The organism is Bradyrhizobium sp. SK17 (genome assembly GCF_002831585.1).
Lineage (GTDB): Bacteria > Pseudomonadota > Alphaproteobacteria > Rhizobiales > Xanthobacteraceae > Bradyrhizobium.
This window is the reverse complement of record NZ_CP025113.1, coordinates 4,785,188-4,801,461: the sequence shown is the minus strand read 5'-3', so window position 1 is coordinate 4,801,461 and position 16,274 is coordinate 4,785,188. Positions and strand designations below refer to the sequence as shown.

General features: G+C 66.0%; 17 protein-coding genes. 5 read left to right on the top strand and 12 right to left on the bottom strand.

Annotated elements, in window-relative coordinates; genetic code table 11:
• The first annotated feature begins 43 nt into the window (after positions 1 to 43).
• Entirely contained in the window at positions 44 to 907 is an 864-nt protein-coding gene (locus tag CWS35_RS21950; protein WP_100953718.1) for an SDR family oxidoreductase, read from the top strand.
• A 37-nt stretch (positions 908 to 944) separates the two neighbouring features.
• Here CWS35_RS21950 and CWS35_RS21945 read toward each other — a convergent pair whose 3' ends face one another.
• The 3 genes from CWS35_RS21945 to CWS35_RS21935 all read right to left on the bottom strand — a co-directional run bounded on the left by CWS35_RS21945 (position 945) and on the right by CWS35_RS21935 (position 4,389).
• On the bottom strand, positions 945 to 2,687 hold the full coding sequence (locus tag CWS35_RS21945) for a dihydroxy-acid dehydratase (RefSeq protein WP_157817204.1): 1,743 nt from the start codon (positions 2,685 to 2,687) through the stop codon (positions 945 to 947).
• A 67-nt stretch (positions 2,688 to 2,754) separates the two neighbouring features.
• Positions 2,755 to 3,105, bottom strand: coding sequence for a Lin0512 family protein (locus tag CWS35_RS21940; protein WP_024581409.1), 351 nt, complete (start codon positions 3,103 to 3,105; stop codon positions 2,755 to 2,757).
• A gap of 63 nt (positions 3,106 to 3,168) precedes the next feature.
• On the bottom strand, positions 3,169 to 4,389 hold the full coding sequence (locus CWS35_RS21935; protein WP_100956594.1) for an MFS transporter: 1,221 nt from the start codon (positions 4,387 to 4,389) through the stop codon (positions 3,169 to 3,171).
• 94 nt (positions 4,390 to 4,483) lie between these two features.
• On the opposite strand from CWS35_RS21935, the gene CWS35_RS21930 reads away from it, so the two are divergent.
• Positions 4,484 to 5,425, top strand: coding sequence for a LysR family transcriptional regulator (locus CWS35_RS21930; RefSeq protein WP_100953714.1), 942 nt, complete (start codon positions 4,484 to 4,486; stop codon positions 5,423 to 5,425).
• 49 nt (positions 5,426 to 5,474) lie between these two features.
• On the opposite strand, the gene CWS35_RS21925 is transcribed toward CWS35_RS21930, so the two are convergent.
• Both CWS35_RS21925 and hchA read right to left on the bottom strand, forming a co-directional pair.
• A complete protein-coding gene (locus tag CWS35_RS21925) occupies positions 5,475 to 6,179 on the bottom strand; it encodes a PA1136 family autoinducer-binding transcriptional regulator (protein WP_100953712.1) in 705 nt (234 codons plus the stop codon).
• Between the two features lie 154 nt (positions 6,180 to 6,333).
• Positions 6,334 to 7,209, bottom strand: coding sequence for a glyoxalase III HchA (gene hchA, locus CWS35_RS21920; protein WP_100956592.1), 876 nt, complete (start codon positions 7,207 to 7,209; stop codon positions 6,334 to 6,336).
• Positions 7,210 to 7,443: 234 nt separating this feature from the next.
• On the opposite strand from hchA, the gene CWS35_RS21915 reads away from it, so the two are divergent.
• Positions 7,444 to 9,357 (top strand): right-handed parallel beta-helix repeat-containing protein, encoded by a 1,914-nt coding sequence (locus CWS35_RS21915; RefSeq protein ID WP_024581404.1) that lies wholly within the window; start codon positions 7,444 to 7,446, stop codon positions 9,355 to 9,357.
• A 17-nt stretch (positions 9,358 to 9,374) separates the two neighbouring features.
• Here the strand turns inward: CWS35_RS21915 and CWS35_RS21910 are convergent, their stop codons facing one another.
• The 4 genes from CWS35_RS21910 to CWS35_RS21895 form a co-directional block, all read right to left on the bottom strand.
• On the bottom strand, positions 9,375 to 10,529 hold the full coding sequence (locus tag CWS35_RS21910; RefSeq protein WP_024581403.1) for an EstA family serine hydrolase: 1,155 nt from the start codon (positions 10,527 to 10,529) through the stop codon (positions 9,375 to 9,377).
• A gap of 134 nt (positions 10,530 to 10,663) precedes the next feature.
• Positions 10,664 to 11,359 carry a GNAT family N-acetyltransferase gene (locus CWS35_RS21905; RefSeq protein ID WP_100953710.1) on the bottom strand — a complete coding sequence of 232 codons (696 nt, stop codon included), beginning with the start codon at positions 11,357 to 11,359 and terminating at the stop codon, positions 10,664 to 10,666.
• A 124-nt stretch (positions 11,360 to 11,483) separates the two neighbouring features.
• Positions 11,484 to 12,128, bottom strand: coding sequence for an O-methyltransferase (locus CWS35_RS21900; protein WP_100953708.1), 645 nt, complete (start codon positions 12,126 to 12,128; stop codon positions 11,484 to 11,486).
• Between the two features lie 23 nt (positions 12,129 to 12,151).
• Positions 12,152 to 12,784: a PadR family transcriptional regulator gene (locus tag CWS35_RS21895; RefSeq protein ID WP_244442212.1), complete on the bottom strand. Its 633-nt coding sequence runs from the start codon at positions 12,782 to 12,784 to the stop codon at positions 12,152 to 12,154.
• Positions 12,785 to 12,975: 191 nt separating this feature from the next.
• Here CWS35_RS21895 and CWS35_RS21890 point away from each other — a divergent pair, with 191 nt between their 5' ends.
• Positions 12,976 to 13,329 (top strand): MmcQ/YjbR family DNA-binding protein, encoded by a 354-nt coding sequence (locus tag CWS35_RS21890; RefSeq protein WP_100953706.1) that lies wholly within the window; start codon positions 12,976 to 12,978, stop codon positions 13,327 to 13,329.
• Between the two features lie 8 nt (positions 13,330 to 13,337).
• On the opposite strand, the gene CWS35_RS21885 is transcribed toward CWS35_RS21890, so the two are convergent.
• Complete coding sequence (locus tag CWS35_RS21885) at positions 13,338 to 13,904, bottom strand: histidine phosphatase family protein (protein WP_100953704.1); 567 nt, start codon at positions 13,902 to 13,904, stop codon at positions 13,338 to 13,340.
• 88 nt (positions 13,905 to 13,992) lie between these two features.
• On the bottom strand, positions 13,993 to 14,958 hold the full coding sequence (locus tag CWS35_RS21880; RefSeq protein ID WP_100953702.1) for a GlxA family transcriptional regulator: 966 nt from the start codon (positions 14,956 to 14,958) through the stop codon (positions 13,993 to 13,995).
• Positions 14,959 to 15,165: 207 nt separating this feature from the next.
• Between CWS35_RS21880 and CWS35_RS21875 the strand changes: the two genes are divergently transcribed.
• A complete protein-coding gene (locus tag CWS35_RS21875; protein WP_024581396.1) occupies positions 15,166 to 15,807 on the top strand; it encodes an HD domain-containing protein in 642 nt (213 codons plus the stop codon).
• 10 nt (positions 15,808 to 15,817) lie between these two features.
• Here CWS35_RS21875 and CWS35_RS21870 read toward each other — a convergent pair whose 3' ends face one another.
• Positions 15,818 to 16,273 (bottom strand): SRPBCC domain-containing protein, encoded by a 456-nt coding sequence (locus tag CWS35_RS21870; RefSeq protein WP_100953700.1) that lies wholly within the window; start codon positions 16,271 to 16,273, stop codon positions 15,818 to 15,820.
• Between the last annotated feature and the right edge of the window lies 1 nt (position 16,274).

The window sequence follows — 16,274 nt, the reverse complement described above, 5'->3', positions numbered from 1 at the left end:
AATGTACGGAGCTCAGTGAAAGCCGCAAGGTCTCGAACCGGCCATGGATGATCAACAGACAAAGCTCGGCCTCTCCGACGACGAACTCGCGACACATCCGACCGTGTTCGCGACGGATGCGCTTGCCGGTCAGGTGGTCGTCGTGTCGGGCGGCGCTGGCGGTATCGGCCGCGCCATCGCCTGGCTGCTCGCCCGGCTCGGCGCCCACGTCGTCGTCGCGGGACGCAATGCCGACAAGCTCGCTGCGCTGGTCGAGCGTCTCGGACATCGCGGCCTGAAGGCGTCGGCGTATGTCGCTGATATCAAGGACCCGGATGCGGTCAACGCGATGTTCGACACGCTATGGGCCGCGCATGGCCGGATCGATCATCTCGTCAACAGCGCCGGCGGCCAGTTCCCGCAGGCCGCGATCGATGTCTCGATCAAGGGCTGGAACGCGGTCATCAACACCAACCTGAACGGCACCTGGTACATGATGCAGGCCGCCGCGCAGCGCTGGCGCGACCGCGAGCATCCCGGCAGCATCATCAATATCGTCGTGGTCACGACGCACGGGCTCTACGGCATCGCCCACAGCATCGCGGCGCGCGCCGGCGTGATCGGGCTGTCGCGCGCGCTCGCGGTCGAATGGGCGCCGCTGAACATCCGGATCAACTGCATCGCGCCCGGCGCGATCGAGACCGAGGGCTGGAACGTCTACAGCGAGACGGCGCGCGCCGCCTATCCGCGCTCCAACCCGATGATGCGCCCGGGCACGCCATGGGACATCGCGGAAGCGGCCGGCTACCTCGCGGCACCTTCCGGCAAATTCGTCACCGGCGAGACGCTGACCGTCGACGGCGGCGGCCAGCATTGGGGCGAGACCTGGACGACCGGCAAGCCGGACTATTTCAAGGGCGGCGAATAACGTACCTGCCGCCCTCGCCGATCCCCGCATCGGTCTATCAGAGCACGCAGCCGTAATGGGCCGACGACACCAGCCTTGTGTATTTGTCGTGCACTGACCCCGGCCGTATGGCCTGCTGCGGCGCGCGCCAGGCGGCCATGCGGTTCGCGATCTCATCGGCGGACAGCTCCACATTCAGGGTCCGTGCCACCGGGTCGATCACGATGGTGTCACCATCGCGCACCGCCGCAATCGGGCCGCCACGCGCCGCCTCCGGCGAGATGTGCCCGATCAGGATGCCATGCGAGACGCCGGAGAAGCGACCGTCGGTGATCAGCGCAACGTCCTCACCGAGGCCGCGGCCCTGCAACTGGATCGTCAGCATCACCATTTCCGGCATGCCTGGCCCGCCGACCGGGCCGACATTGCGCACCACGATGACGGTGCCGGGCTTGATCGAGCCAGCACGGATCGCCGCCATGGTATCGGGCTCGGAGTCGAACACCCGCGCGGTGCCGCTGAAGGTGCCCTTGTCCAGCGTCTTGCCCGATAGCTTCAAGAGGCAGCTCTCGGGGGCGATATTGCCCTTGAGCACGCTGATATGCCGGTTCGGCGGCGCGATCGGGTTCGACACCGGTGAGACGATGTCTTGACCTGCCATCTCGTCGAGCGCCGGCACTGCGGCGAGATTTTCCGCCAGCGTCTTGCCGGTCACCGTCATGACGTCGCCATGCAGCAGACCGTTGCGCAGCAACTCCTTCATCACCACAGGCACGCCGCCGATCGCATGCAGGCTGCCCATCGCGAACGGACCATGCGGCTGCAAATTGGCGAGCAGCGGAATCCGCTCGCCGACTGCCTGCACGCGCTCGATCGTGATCGGCACCTGGGCCTCGCGCGCCACCGCGAGCAGATGCAGGTACATGTTGGTCGAGCCGCCCATCGCATAGACTGTCGCGATCGCGTTCTCGAAGGCGCGCTCGGTCATGATGTCGCGCGGACGGATGCCTGCTTCGATCAGCCGGTACAGCGCATCGACCGAGGCGCGGGCCTGGGCACGCACGTCGGCATGAATGTCCTTGCCGGCACCGTAATCGGCAGGATGCGAGGCGCCGCGCGGCAGCATCATGCCGATCGCCTCCGCGATCGTGCTCATGGTGTTGGCGGTGAACATCGCGCCGCAGGTGCCGCTGCCCGGCATCACATTGCGCTCGAGCTCGAGCATCTCGTCCGCCGAGATCCGGCCGGCCTCGTGCGCGGCCCGGCCCTCGGCATAATCCATGATGGTGAGGTTCTCGCCCTTGGCAGCCCAGGCGCCGAACGACACCCGCCCCGGCGAGCTGGTGCCGGGATAGAGCACGAGGCCGAACGCATTGGTGCGCGCCAGCGGCATCAGCGCCGCGGCACCGGTCTTGTCGCAACCGGAGATCACGATCATCGCATCGCCGTGATGCGCATAGTGGCCGATCTCGAAGCAATCGGCGACGACGTCCCGCGACACCAGACTGTAGCCAGCCGTCGGCGATCCCTGGGTCAGCGCATCCGACACCGCCGGCGCGCCGACGATCAGCCCCTGCCCGCCGCGCTCGGCGAGCAGCTCGACGAGGAGATCGGTGATGGTCCGCACCCGGTTGTTGCAGCGATGCGCGTTGGTGTAGGCGCTCGCAATCGTGACCACGGCGTTGGTCGCGATGGCGCGGTCGGGCTCGAAGCCGGCCGCACGCAACTCGACGCGGGCTCGCTTCCAATAGTCGCTGCTGTCCTTGATCGCGCTGTCTTTGATCGTGCTGTCCTGGGTCACGATGATTTCCACCTTCTCATTGATTGTTGCGGGCTTGCCGGCGAGCCCGATACGCGCGTCCAGCCGATCAGCCGTTCTTGCCGTCGTCGAAGCTGACGATGACGGCGGCATTCGCGATCAGGATCGGGTCGTTGCCGAGATCGGACGGAATTTCGAGCCCGCCTGCGATCGCCTTCACCGTCTTGGTGCCATAGGGCAGTTCCTTGGCAACGGCCGCTATATCGACGTCTTCGGGATTGGGCACGGCGATCGTGACGTCGACGAACATGTCGTTGGCGGTCTTGCCGAGCATGCGGAAGAAGCCGAGGCTGGAATGGCGGATCGCATCGGAGACCGCGCGCTTGGCGGCCTTGGTGGCGTCACGGCCATGGACGTCGACGCCCATGCCCATTTCGGTGATACAGCGCACGCGTGTCATGAAGCTTTCCTGTTGTCGTTGGCGTGAGAGACCCTCACTCCTTCGACCCCGGCGCGCGCCGCGTCAAGCCTCGCCCCTCGCCTGGCTGACGCTGACGTGATTGCGCGCAAGCAGCCACGCCGCCAGGCAGGCCAGCATCGCCGCGGCCACCACCATGACGCTGGCCGCGCCCCAGCCCCACGCCGAGACCACCGCACCGACCGCGATCGGCCCGGTCACCTGGCCGAAATTGCTGCCCGTCATCAACAGTCCCATCATGACCGGAACCATCGTCGCCGAGCCTGCTGCCGCCGGCGCGGTCGCGAGCAAGGTCGCCGGGATCAGCCCGCCGGTCGCGGAGAACAGCAGGCACAGAACGAACGCACCCCAGCCGCCGAGCACGGGCAGGAAGATTCCGAGCGCGGATGCGCCCATCACCAGGGCTGCCACTGCGATCAGCAGAGGCCGGCTCACGCCGCGCGCCAGCAAATTGCCGGCCGCGAGATTGCCGAGGACGTTGCCGGCGGCCGCCAGCGCGCTGAGCCCGCCGGCGCCCTGGCTGGACACGCCGAGGCGCGCGGTCAGCAGGATCGGCAGGAAGCTGAACAGGGCGAAGAACATCAGGCTGTAGAGCGCAAACAGCAGCATCAAGAGCGCCGGCGTACGGCGCCGCGCCAGCGCGGCGGCCTGCTGCATCAAGCCGGCGCGCCTCGGGCCGGTGCGCGACGGAACATCCGGCACGATGATAATGGCGAGGACGAACAGCACGGCGACAAGCAGCGCGCTGGCCCACCAGATCGTGCGCCAGCCATCGAAGATCGGCCCTGCGACCAGGGCCAGCGCGATCCCGAACGGCATCACACAGCTCCACACCGCCATGGTGACGTCGCGCGCACCGTTACCGACGACGCGGTCGAGCAGCGCCGGGCATGCGACCATCACCAGCAGGAAGCCGAGCCCCTCCAGCATGCGCGACGCCAGCAGCACCGCGAGCTGCGGCGCGAGTGCGCCGGACGCCGCGCCCAGCGCGATCGCCGCGAGGCCGCACAGCAGCACCCTGCGCGCGCCCACCGCGGCGATCACCACGCCGGCGGGGACACTGCCGAACAGCCCCAGCACCGCGAAAATCCCGGCAACCGTTCCGACCGCCGCGAGGTCGATGCCGAGGCTCTGTTGCAGCATCGCTGCGGCGATCGGCACCTTGCCGACCTGGAGGGCGGCGCCGATCCCGCAGCCCATCACGACCGCGACCGTCGCCCATCGCTTCGCCTCGCTCTGCCGCGCCACGGCCGTCTCGATCGTCATGCGTCCACCTCGCCTCGAGGCCAGCAGAAATAGCGTTTCGCGGCCATCGACAGGAGTGATATGTTTTGCATCTCCTTGATCGATTTCATAGATCATGCTCGATAACCTCACGCTCGATCAGATCCGCGTCTTCGTCACCATCGCCGAGAGCGGCAGCTTTCGCGCCGCCGCGACCAGGCTGGCGCGGGTGCAATCCGCGGTCAGCCATGCCATCGCCAACCTCGAGGCCGAGCTCGGCATCATGCTGTTCGACCGCAGCAGCCATCGTCCGGTGCTGACGGCCGAAGGCAAGGCGCTGCTCGGCAACGCGCGCGACCTCCTGCTCCGGGTCGACGCGATGCGGGCACGGGCCCATGGCCTCGGCGACGGGGTGGAGTCGGAGCTCTCGCTCGTCGTCGACACGCTGTTTCCGATCGCCGCGGTCGGCGCAGCGCTGACCGAGATGCGGGTGGCTTATCCGTCGGTCAGCGTGCGGCTCGCGGTCGAACCGATGGGCGGCCCGATCGCCGCCCTCACCGAGCGGCGCAGTGCGCTCGCCGTGACGGTCGGCGAGGATTTCCGCGATCCCCGCCTCGCGCTCGATGCGATCTGCGCCGTGCAGATGGTCGCCGTCACCTCCGCGCGGCATCCGCTGGCGCGCCGTGGCCGCAAGACCGTCGCCGACCTTGCCGATCATTTGCAGATCGTGCTGTCGGATCCGACGTCGCTGTCGGAGGGCCGCAGCTTCGGCGTGCTCTCGCCGCAGATTTGCAGGGTCAGCAATCAGGACACCAAGCACGCCATGATCCTGGCCGGGCTCGGCTGGGGCCGCCTGCCGCTCTGGCAGGTGGCGCGCGACCTGAGGGAACGCCGCCTGGTGCGGGTCGAGACCGGCGCGCTCGGCCGAAACGCCGCGGTTGCGATGGAAGCCTATCTGGCCCGCCGGCTCGACGACCCGCTCGGCCCGGCCGCACGCGCGTTTGCCGATGCCCTGACGCGGATCGCCGCGCAAGGCGGCAAGCTGGAAACCAAGGCGAAGGCGGCAAGGACACGCTGAGGAAGGCCGCTGCACCGCCGTCTCCCCCTGGCGGTCGCCGGGTTCCCGTTCAGTCCTCGATCTCGCCGCTGCGAATCGCGAGCCGGATCGCCTGCGCCGTGGTCGCGACGCCGAGACGAAATCGTGCGCGGCGGAGGTGGTTTTCCACCGTTCGCATCGATAGCCCCAGCGACGCTGCGATGTCGGCCTGTCGTCGTCCCGCCGCGGTCCAACGCAGCACTTCGCGCTCGCGCGGCGACAGGCTCGACGCACCGTTCGGCGCATGCGCCTGCATCAGCCGGCGGGCAGCGCGAAACGCCGCGACGCCGACCATCGTCAGCACCACGCGGGTCCGCGCCGACGCCTCGATCCGAGTCCCGGCAAGGCTCATCGCGCCTTCAAGGCCAGTTCGCCCGAACACCGGGACCTGCAATCCGTGAAAGCCAGGTCCGCGCGGCGTGCGGACCACGCGGTACTTTTCACCGCGCGCCGACATCACTTTGGTCCAGAAGAAGGACTGATCCACGTTGAGGAAATTACGCGTCACCGGACAATGCCGGACGTAGGTTTCGGCATCGACCGTCACCCCTTTTCCGAACCAGTCGCCTTCGACCCAGTAGATCTGGTCGACCAGGTCATCGCGCGCCGGGGATGCCGAGAACATCACGAACCGGTCGTAGCCGAGCGGCGCGCCTGCCGACCGCACGGCCGCCTGAATCGCGGGCAAGCTTTCGCTGTCCTCGATCGCAACCACGGCTTCGATGTAGCGGTCCATGTTGATGCCATCATGTCCCGGGAACCGCTATTGAGCACGCCCGGACGCATTGAGGACTTTCCCTCAAGCGACGCGGACCTGCAAGCCGCGCGGCGCTGTCCGATGGCAGGCGGCGTGGCAGTTCGCCGCGCCGTCTGCAACTTCGGCCTTGCCCTCAGCGCTCGCCGAGTGAATCCAGCAAGGCCTTCGCGGCCGCTTTGCCGACGTTGTTGGCGGCGAACGGGCTGTCACCCGTGATCAGCTTGCGATCCTGATACGTCTTGCCGGTGATGTCTTTGTTGAGAATCTCGACGCCGAGCGCCTGCAGCCGTTCGCCGAAGGCCCAGGTCAGCGCGCCCGGCATGTAGCCGATGTCGGGCGTGGTCCGATCGATGGCGTCGGGAAATGCGCAGATCTTGTAGCCCTTGAACGGATAGTCGCCCTTGGCTTCGCCGACCGCGGAGGCCAGCAGCGCCGCCGGACCGTGGCACAGCGAGACGATGTGCTTGTCGTTATCGAGCGCCCATTTCAGGGCAACTTTCACGTCCAGGCTTCCGGGGAGACCGATCAGCGCGCCATGGCCGCCGGGAATGAACAGCGCGATATAATCGGAGTCCTTGCCGAGCTTGTCTTCGATCACGTCGGAGAGCTTGAGCGGCTGCTTCAGCCTGCCGAGATACTTCTGGTAGATGCTTTTGACCGCGTCATCCTGGTTCGGGAACGCCCAGAGCTCGAACTTGACCGGATTGCCGGATACCGTCGCGATGTCGAACTCGAAGCCGGCCTTGTCGAGGTGGTACATCGGCAGCAAGGTCTCGACAGGATGGTTCCCGGTCGAGAACATCGTGCCGTTCTGCAACAGCAGATAGCGCTCATCCGCGGCGATCATCAGAATCTTCCAGCGGCCGCCCTTGTAGGCATTGGGATAGTCCGCGCCGGAGAGATCCGACTTGGCCGAGGTGAATTGTCCAAGCGAATAAGGCGACGGAAAGAAGGCGTTGTTCTCGGCCGGATCAGCTACGGGATGCTTGTCCTGGGATTGCTCGGACATCGAGATATCCTCTCTCATCGTGTTGCGGTCCAACGAAGATAGCCACGGATCGACACATCACGAATGAGGAAAATCCCTCAACCGCGGCAAGATATCCAAATCCGACAGCTTCGGCGGCGACGTCGTTCACAACGTCGAGAGCCCCGTCGCCATGTCTTCGCCGTTTGGCTCCAATTCATCTCCACCGACCGATCATGCGCGCGACCAATCCCGGTCGCGCAAGGAGCCGTGCCCATGCCGATCAGCCGCCGGCGAGCGCTGACGCTTGCCTCGCTTTTCGTGGCGAGCCCGCTGCTCCCCACCGAAGGCCGCGCCGAGCAGGTATCGGTTCCCAGCGCGGCCAGTTTCGACATGGCAACTTTCACGGCGACGTCCGGCGGCGATGCCGACGCGGCGTTCGCCAAGGCGCTGGCCGCAATCGCCAAGGCGGCGGCCGAGGCCGCCAAGGCCGGACCAGCTCACATCGTCCTCAACCTCGAGAAGAACACCAGCTACCGGATCAAGCGGCCGCTGGCGTTCCGGCAGTTGTACGGCTTCGAGCTCAACGGCAACGGCGCGCAGCTGATCAACACCACCCGCACCGGAACGCTGGTGGTCTCCGGCTGCAACCGCCTCACCGTCCGTGATCTCACCATCGACTACGACCCGCTGCCCTTCACCCAGGGAACGATCACCGCCTTCGACAAGAAGGCGGTCGAGATCACGGTGAGGGTCGATCCCGGCTATCCCGATGATGCTGCGCTGCTGGCCGCCTTCACCGATGGTTTCTTCAAGGTGATGGACCGCCACAACCGGGCGCTGAAGACCGGCGCACGCGACTTTCTCTCGCCGGCCCACGCCACGCGCCTCAGCGAAGGCCTGATCAAGGTGCAGTTACATTGGAGCGCGAACGACCGCTTCCCGAGCCAGCTGCCGGTCGCGGTCGGCGACGTCGTTACCGTCGCCAATGGCGGCGCACACGCCATCGCGGTGGACACCAGTGTCGCCACCAGCCTGATCGACCTGAAGTTACTCGCTTCGCCAGGCATGGGCATCATCGAGAACGGCGGCGAAGGCACGATGATGCTGCAAAAGGTCTCGGTGGTTCCGGGACCGCGGCCGAAGGGCGCGACGACCGACCGCCTGATCTCGACCAATTCCGACGGCTCGCACTTCACCGCAGTCGCGCACGGTCCGACCATCGAGGATTGCAGTTTCGCCAACACCTCCGACGACGCCATCAACGTGCACGGCTTCTACTATTATGTCGTGGCAAAACCCGCGCCGCGGCGGTTTCTGCTCAGCCCCAAATGGGACGTCGGCCTTGCGGCCGGCGACGACATCGAGAGCTGCGATCACGCAACGTTCCGCTCGCTCGGGCGCGGCAAGGTCGCCCAGTTCGCCAAGCGTCACGCGCCGGAGCTGAAGGCGAAGATCGCCCAGCTCTGGAAGAACAAGAGCCCGACCACGCAGCCGGATCTGATCTACGACGTCGTGTTGCAGCAGGACCTGCCGCTCAAGGTCGGCGATGCCGTCACCTCGCTGACGCATATCGGATCCGGCGCCACCGTGCTGCGCTGCAATTTCCACGCCTGCGGCCGCGTGCTGATGAAGGCGCCGAACGCCATCGTCGAGAATTGCCAGTTCACCTTCTCGACCGGGGTGGCGTTGCAGGCGGGCAGCGACATCGGCTTCTGGTCGGAATCCGGATTTGCCGACAACCTCGTGTTCCGCAACAACCGCTTCAGTCATTGCGTCAACGGCGCCAACGAACTGACCAGCGGCAGCGAGACGCTCGGCACGATTTATGTCGGCATGGTGCCGCCGCAGGGCGCCAACGGATTCCAGGGCAATTTCGAAAACCGGCGCGTGATCATCGAAGGCAACCACATCGACGATTCCTACATCTACGCGATCTTCGTCAGCAATGCCGACGGCGTCAAAATCGCCGGCAATGTGATCGGCCAGACCTTCATTCGCGGCAATACGTTCGGTGCCGGCGATTACTATCGGATCAAGCCGAACAGCGCGATCTATGTCGGCCGCGCCAGGAATGTCGAGATCAGCAATAACGTCGCCGCACGCGGGCACATCGCGGCCAACGCGGTCGCGATCGATCCGAGTTGCGACAAGCGCACGGTGCATCTCGCCGGCAACAGGCTGGCCTGAGCGCACGACATCACCGGTCAGGGCGTCATCCCGAGCGCCCGCCACATCGCACGGATGATCCGGAACGAGCGGGCATCGCCGACCAGTCCGCGCTGCATCCGGTTCATCGCATAGGCAAACGTCATGCGCGCATCGGTATCGACCAGCACGAACGACCCGCCGCCGCCCGACCAGAACAGCGTGTTCGGATTAGGCGGCACCAGGCTGAGGATCGGGCTCGGCAGCCCATAGCCGAGACCGAAGCGAACGGAGATGCCGCGCATCACGAGGTCCGGTCCATCGACCTGCACCTCCAACGCCTTGCGACAGCCAGCCTCGGACATGAATCGCTGACCGTTCGCGACACCGCCGGTTGCCAGGATGGTCTGGATCGCAGCGATCGATCGGGCGTTGCCGTGACCATTCACCGCCGGAATTTCCGCACCGCGCCAGGCACGGGTTTTGGTCGACGGCACGTCGGTCCGGGTGTCGCTGAAGGTGATCTTCTGGATGGTCGTCATCTCGATGCCGGTCCCGGCCGATGACGGCAGGAACGGCACGAGGTCGGCAACGCGATGGTCTTCCGATGCCGGCAGCCCGATCCAGAAATCCGCGCGCAAGGGCGATGCGATCGCCTCACGAAACACCATGCCGAGCGTCTTGCCGGTGATCCGTCTCACAACCTCGCCGATCAGGAAGCCGAAGGTGTAGACATGATAGCCGGACGCGGTGCCCGGCGCCCACAGCGGCGCCTGCGCGGCCAGTGTCGAGGTCGCCTTCTCCCAGTCGTAGAAATCCTCGCCGCTGATCGCGGGATGCCAGCCCGAGAGGCCGGCCGAATGGCTCATCAGCTGCGCCACCGTGATGGCGGCCTTGCCGTTCGCCGCAAATTCCGGCCAGTAGCGCGCAACGGGTGCGGCGAAATCGAGCTCGCCGCGGTCGGCGAGCCACAACGCAGTCAGCGCGGTCATGGTCTTGGTGATCGAATAGACGTTGACGATGGTCTCGCGTGTCCAGGGCCGCCGGCACGCCTCGTCGGCGAAGCCGCCCCACAGGTCGACCACGGTCTCGCCGTCGATCGTGGCGCAGAACGATGCGCCGAGTTCCTCCCCCTCGGTGAAATTGGCCTCGAACGCCTCGCGCGCCGCCGAAAACCGCTCGTGGGCAAATCCGCCTGAAGTCGCAACCGCCATCGCTGTGCTCCCCGCTCCATCCCCAGCGTTTGAGGGAGGCGGGACATACGCGGTGGGAGGCGCACCTGACAATTCTTGAACTGAACTGTTTCGTCCCCATTTACTTAAGTAGACAGTTCCCCTCCAGCCCAGCCCTACCCTTGATTCTGCAACACCGTGATGTGCAGACGGCGGCGGATCTCCATGCCCTGGCGGCGGTACAGCGCGATCGCCGAGACGTTGCTGGTGAAGACATGCAGGAACGGAATTTCGCCGCGCGCCACGATCTGGCGGCCGACCGCCGATAGCAGCGCCTGCGCATAACCGCGGCCGCGATGGTCCGGATGCACGCAGACCGCGGTCATCTCGGTATAGTTCCCCGGCTTCATCCGTTCGCCCGTCATTGCGACCAGTTCGCCGCCGACGCGGATGCCGAAGAAGTTGCCGAGCTCATGCGTCCTTGCGCTGAACGGTCCGGGCTTGGTCAGTTCGGTCAACGCCATCATCGCCGGAACGTCGGCGACGCCGAGCCTGACGATCTCGGCGTCGGACGCGGTATAATTGGCAGGCGTTCCGATCATCTGCTCGCCGGTCTCGGCCAGCAGCACCTTGAACTCCGGCGGCACAGCGACAGGGTCCGGCGTGAACAGCACCGCGATATCAGGTCCCGACAGCAGCGTGCCCAGCGCGGCAAAGCTCCGCGGCGACATGTCGGCGATATCGGCAAAAGGTGCGATCGCGAGCGGGAAGCGTCGGGCATCGGCACCGCCCTCCGCGAGGTCACGCTGTCGTGTGGTCAGCGCGCTCCAGATCGGACGGTCGAGCGGATGATGTGGCGAGATATCGGACATGCGGCGCTTCGCTCCTGATTTTTCAGAGAGCAGAGCAAGAAGCGTCGACAAAATCCAGCATGGCGTGATGCCACGACGGCTCACAATCACGCCAGCAGGACTTGTCTTCGAGAAGAACCGCCCCCTATGCAACCTTCAGGCAGAGTTCGGTGCCACCCTTGAGCGGCAGCGTGATCGACACGAAGCCATTCTTGGGATCACGCACGAACTCCAGAAAATCCGCCTCGGCATTGTCGTTCATGACATAGCCGCCGACCCGCAATTGCGGCGCGACGATCTCGATCACCTGGCGCGCCAGCGTCGGTCCCTTGTCGCCCGGCCAGCCATCGATCAGGATGAAGTCGACGGGGCCGCCGAGATCGCGCAGCGTCTTGCGCGCATCGCCCTCGCGGATCTCGGCGTAGTCGGCAAGGCCAGCCTCCGCGAGATGGCGCTTCGCGGTCACGACCTTCGCCGGCACGATCTCCGAGCCGATCACGGTGCCGCCGCCATTGTCGCGCATCGCGGCCGCGAAATACAGCGTCGACATGCCGACCGAGGTCGCGAACTCGGCGACGCGCCTGGCGCGCAGGCCGCGGCACAGGAGATAGATCAATTCGCCCTGCTCCGGGTGAATTGAAAATCCCTGCTCCGCATAGTCGTGCGGATCGCGGCTGCCGCTCTGCATCGGGTTGCCCCTCACCGGCGCCCGGCGCGTGGCCTGAAGGCGCTCGATGACGGCGGTGACGCGACCATCGGCGATCGCGCTGTGCGGTTCGGCGTTGTACATGAAGGGTCTCCCTTGCGGCCGCGTCATTGCTGGAGGATTTCGGCCGCGGCGCGGTCCAGGATTTTCGCGATCCGCCGCGCCTCGGCGGCATCGCAGCCACGCTTCTGGCGCAACGCGCTCTTCAGCGCGTGACGGGCGCGATGCACATCGTCGGACGCCTCGCTGTCGAGATCACTGACGCCGGCGAAGGCTTCGCGCACCTCCTCCATGCGACGGCCGATCCGTGACAGCGCCTCGAGAATGGTGTCCGCGGTGGCGCGGTTCTCCGCGAGATGCGCCTTGCCCTGCTCGGTAATGCTGTAGAGCTTGCGGGCCGCGTCCTGGGTAACGCTGGCATGGCCGATCTCCTCGAGGAAGGTCAGCGCCGGATAGATCACGCCCGGGCTCGGGCTGTAGAAGCCGTCCGATCGCTCCTCGATCTTCTTGATCAGCTCGTAGCCGTGCGCCGGCTGCTCGCCGAGCAGCGCCAGGATGACGAGTTGCAGATCCTGCGACGAGAGCCGCCGCGATCCCGGAAAGTCGCCGCCGCCGCCCCGCCCGAAGAAGCCATGGCCGCCGCGGCCGAAGCGATGGCCGCCTCTGCCGTGCCGTCCCATGGCGAAGAAGCCAAACCGAAAGCCGTGATCGTCCCGGTCGCGAAACATCGATTTTCTCATCGTTGATTTCCTTACTGAAAACATATCTTACGATATATCTATAGATGGATCAGACGACAACCCACGATTTCGTGAGGACCAGGCGCGAGCCAGCGACCGGGCTCAATCCTGGGGTCGCCCCGGCTCACACCGGGCTTGTCGACCTTCGGGCGGCTGGCTTATGGCTTTGGCAGTTTTCCTGCCTGCGATTCATGCGCCCAAAGACCTTCGAAGCCCACTGCCTGCGCCTGCCCGCCGCCACCAAGGTGGTGCAATGGGAAGGCACGTCGGTGTTCAAGGTCGGCGGCAAGATGTTCGCGCTGGCCGGCGGCTTCATCGAGCGGTCCGGCGGCTTCATGTTCAAGACCTCGAACATGGCGTTTCAGCTTTTGATCGAGCAGCAGCTCGCGCGGCCGGCGCCCTATCTGGCGCGTGCCAAATGGGTGCAGCTGGTCGGCAATGACGCCCTGCCCGACGCCGAGCTCAGGGCCTATCTCGACCAGGCGCATCGCCTCATCGCCGCGAAGCTGACGCAAAAATCGCGCAAGGCGCTTGGACTCGATTGAGCGACGCTTCAGCCGCCCAGCGGCTGGTCGGAATCGCCCGACAGCAGTTTCGGAAACAGCTCCTTGAAGGCGAACTTGTCGTCGCCTTTGGCACGCTCGAAGCGCAGCACGACGTCGAAGCGGCTGCCCTCCCATTTGGTCGGCGGCTTGCCCTTGCTGACCGGGATCAGCGGCAGGATGTCGGAGATGATCGCCTTGTGCTCCCAGCACAGCAGCGCGACGCCCTTCGACGCCAGCACCGACTTCATCAAGGCCGGCTCGTCGCCCTTGCCGAAGCCCTGGTTGGGTGTGAGGCCGCGGCGCGCTGACAGCGCCGAGATCGTCTCGGCCGGACGGCTCGACGGTGGCTGATTGGGCTCCGTCCCCGGTGTCGCGGCATAGATCGCGTCAGGCTTGGCATAGTCGCCGCCGGTGAGATCGGTGCCGAACAGCGCCGCCCAAGCGCCGGCGCGCTGCCACCCGCGCAGCACCAGCGACTCGGTATCGGCCACGCCGATCGCGGTGAAGCCGGGCCCCGGCCAGGACTCGCCCGGCTTCTCGGCATGACGGATGATGAAGAGCGTCAACGCGTCCATGGCAGCCTCGCGAAAGAGTTGCATGATTGAAAATCAATTCGGACAGGTTGATCTTATCTGCGATCAGGCCTGCGCTTCATGAACGGCGTCACAGTTTGCGAAAACTCGACCGGTACTGCGCGGGCGACACACCAAGCCGTTCGGTGAACACGATGCGCATCCGGTCGGCCGAGCCGAAGCCGCAGTCGAAGGCCACCGCCTTCAGCGGCCTGTCGGAGCCCTCGAGCAGCCGCCGCGCGGCATCGACGCGGGCGCGTTCGACGAACTCGTGCGGCGTGATGCCGGTCTCCTGCGCGAAGGCGCGGCCGAAATTGCGCACGCTCATGCCGATGGCCTCGGCGAGCGATTGCAGCGTATGGCGCTCACCGACATGCTGCATGATAAGCGCTTGCGCACGGGCAATCGGCGAACCCTCATCGACCGGCGCGGTGAGAAAGGGGCTGAACTGCGACTGCCCGCCCTGCCGCTGCGCCACCACGACCAGCCGCTTGGCCACCGCGACCGCAACCTGCGGCCCATGCCGCTGGGCGACCAGCGCAAGCCCGAGATCGATGCCCGCGGTGACGCCTGCCGAGGTCATCAACCTGCCGTCGCGGATGTAGATCCGGTCAGGGATCACCTCGGCGGCTGGAAAGCGCGCCGCGAGCCGTTGCGCGTTCTGCCAATGCGTCGTCACCTTGTGGCCGTCGAGCAGCCCGGCATGGCCGAGCGCGAAGGCGCCGGTGCAGATCGAGCCATACAGTCCGGCACGCTCCGGCGCCCGGCGTAGCCACTGCGTCAGTTCGGGATCGGGCGCGGCGTCCGGCAGTGCCGGGCCCCCGGCAACGAGCAGGATGTCGAATGTCTCCTCTGCTTCGTCAAAGCGCAGATCGGCCGATATCTTCATGCCGTTCGACGCGCGCAGCGGTTCGCGGCTGGCGCCGACCAGCACGGTCTCATAGCCATCGCCATCAGCGACAAAGCCATTCGTCTCCGCGAACACGTCGACCGGTCCGGCGATGTCGAGCGCCTGAACCCCTTCGTGTATCGCGATCGCGACCTTCTGAACCGCCATACTGTCTCCCCGCCCCGCTGGCGCGAAACGACGTCTCCTTGGCCCGATCCGGCGGCGCGCGATCGTTGCGAGATCGGGCCAGGACCGGCGACAAGGACGCTACGGAACACGCCACAAGGCGATCCGCAGACATCGCAGAGACGAGCGCCGGCGCCCGCGTGTTCGCACGCCACGGAATCGTCTTGCCACATCGAGGAGCGTCTTGAAATGACCGAGATCATCGCCGGCATCCGCGTACCCGACAGCGCCATGGCCCGCGCCGCCACCCAGTTGGTGCGCGATACCGAGGACGACCTGCTCTACAACCACAGCCGTCGCGTGTTCTTCTGGGGCGCGCTGACCGGCAACCGCCGCAAGCTGAAATTCGATCCCGAGCTGCTCTACATCGGCGCCATGTTCCACGACATGGGCCTCACCGACGCGCATGCGAGTCCCGACCTGCGTTTCGAGGTCGACGGCGCCAACGCCGCGCGCGACTTCCTCAGGGGTTACGGCGTACCGGAGCGGGATATCGAGGACGTCTGGACCTCGATCGCGCTGCACACCACGCCCGGCGTCCCCGAGCATATGCGCCCGACCATCGCGCTGGTCACCGCCGGCGTCGAGATGGACGTGCTCGGCATCGCCTATGACGATTTCGCGCACGAGCACCGCGATCATGTCTGCGCACACCATCCACGCGAGGCGAACTTCAAGGAGAACATCATCGATCATTTCGCCGGCGGCACGATCAAGAAGCCGCTGTCCACTTTCGGCAACGTCAAGGCCGACGTGCTGGCCCTGAAGGACATGAACTATACGAGGACGAACTTCTGTTCGATCATCCTCGGCTCGAAATGGCCGACGTGAGCAAGAACGGTCATCCTTCGTGTGGACCGTGGTCGGGGCCAGGAGCTTTGCCCGCGACCACGAGCGCGAGCCTGGCAAGGTAGTGCGCCCAGCCCTTGCTGTGGCTCGCGCACTGCTCGGCATTGGGCAGGCCGCTATGGGTCATCCGCAACAGCGTGCCGTTGTCCTGCGCCATCAGGTCGATCTCGATCAGGCTCGATCCCGGCGGGACTTCTGCGCCACCCTCCCAGCCAAAACTGTAGGCAAGACGATGCACCGGCACGACCTCGCGGAACGCGCCGCGCGCAGTCCTCGAGCGATCGCCGGCGACGCCCTTGAGCAGATAGAGCCCGCCCGGATGCAGTTCGGTCTCGGCCTCGAGCCCCATCCAGCTCACGATCTTCTGTGGATCGGTCAGGAACGCGAACACGGTTGCGGGCGGAGCTGCGATCTGCATCTCGCGTTGAACGATGAAGGCTTCGGTCATC

Excerpts from the sequence above, each read along its gene's own strand:
- CWS35_RS21950 (WP_100953718.1), top strand. The coding sequence starts at position 44 with ATGGATGATCAACAGACAAAGCTCGGCCTCTCCGACGACGAACTCGCG.
- CWS35_RS21940 (WP_024581409.1), bottom strand. The coding sequence starts at position 3,105 with ATGACACGCGTGCGCTGTATCACCGAAATGGGCATGGGCGTCGACGTC.
- CWS35_RS21935 (WP_100956594.1), bottom strand. The coding sequence starts at position 4,389 with ATGACGATCGAGACGGCCGTGGCGCGGCAGAGCGAGGCGAAGCGATGG.
- CWS35_RS21930 (WP_100953714.1), top strand. The coding sequence starts at position 4,484 with ATGCTCGATAACCTCACGCTCGATCAGATCCGCGTCTTCGTCACCATC.
- CWS35_RS21925 (WP_100953712.1), bottom strand. The coding sequence starts at position 6,179 with ATGGACCGCTACATCGAAGCCGTGGTTGCGATCGAGGACAGCGAAAGC.
- hchA (WP_100956592.1), bottom strand. The coding sequence starts at position 7,209 with ATGTCCGAGCAATCCCAGGACAAGCATCCCGTAGCTGATCCGGCCGAG.
- CWS35_RS21915 (WP_024581404.1), top strand. The coding sequence starts at position 7,444 with ATGCCGATCAGCCGCCGGCGAGCGCTGACGCTTGCCTCGCTTTTCGTG.
- CWS35_RS21910 (WP_024581403.1), bottom strand. The coding sequence starts at position 10,529 with ATGGCGGTTGCGACTTCAGGCGGATTTGCCCACGAGCGGTTTTCGGCG.
- CWS35_RS21905 (WP_100953710.1), bottom strand. The coding sequence starts at position 11,359 with ATGTCCGATATCTCGCCACATCATCCGCTCGACCGTCCGATCTGGAGC.
- CWS35_RS21900 (WP_100953708.1), bottom strand. The coding sequence starts at position 12,128 with ATGTACAACGCCGAACCGCACAGCGCGATCGCCGATGGTCGCGTCACC.
- CWS35_RS21895 (WP_244442212.1), bottom strand. The coding sequence starts at position 12,784 with ATGAGAAAATCGATGTTTCGCGACCGGGACGATCACGGCTTTCGGTTT.
- CWS35_RS21890 (WP_100953706.1), top strand. The coding sequence starts at position 12,976 with ATGCGCCCAAAGACCTTCGAAGCCCACTGCCTGCGCCTGCCCGCCGCC.
- CWS35_RS21885 (WP_100953704.1), bottom strand. The coding sequence starts at position 13,904 with ATGGACGCGTTGACGCTCTTCATCATCCGTCATGCCGAGAAGCCGGGC.
- CWS35_RS21880 (WP_100953702.1), bottom strand. The coding sequence starts at position 14,958 with ATGGCGGTTCAGAAGGTCGCGATCGCGATACACGAAGGGGTTCAGGCG.
- CWS35_RS21875 (WP_024581396.1), top strand. The coding sequence starts at position 15,166 with ATGACCGAGATCATCGCCGGCATCCGCGTACCCGACAGCGCCATGGCC.
- CWS35_RS21870 (WP_100953700.1), bottom strand. The coding sequence starts at position 16,273 with ATGACCGAAGCCTTCATCGTTCAACGCGAGATGCAGATCGCAGCTCCG.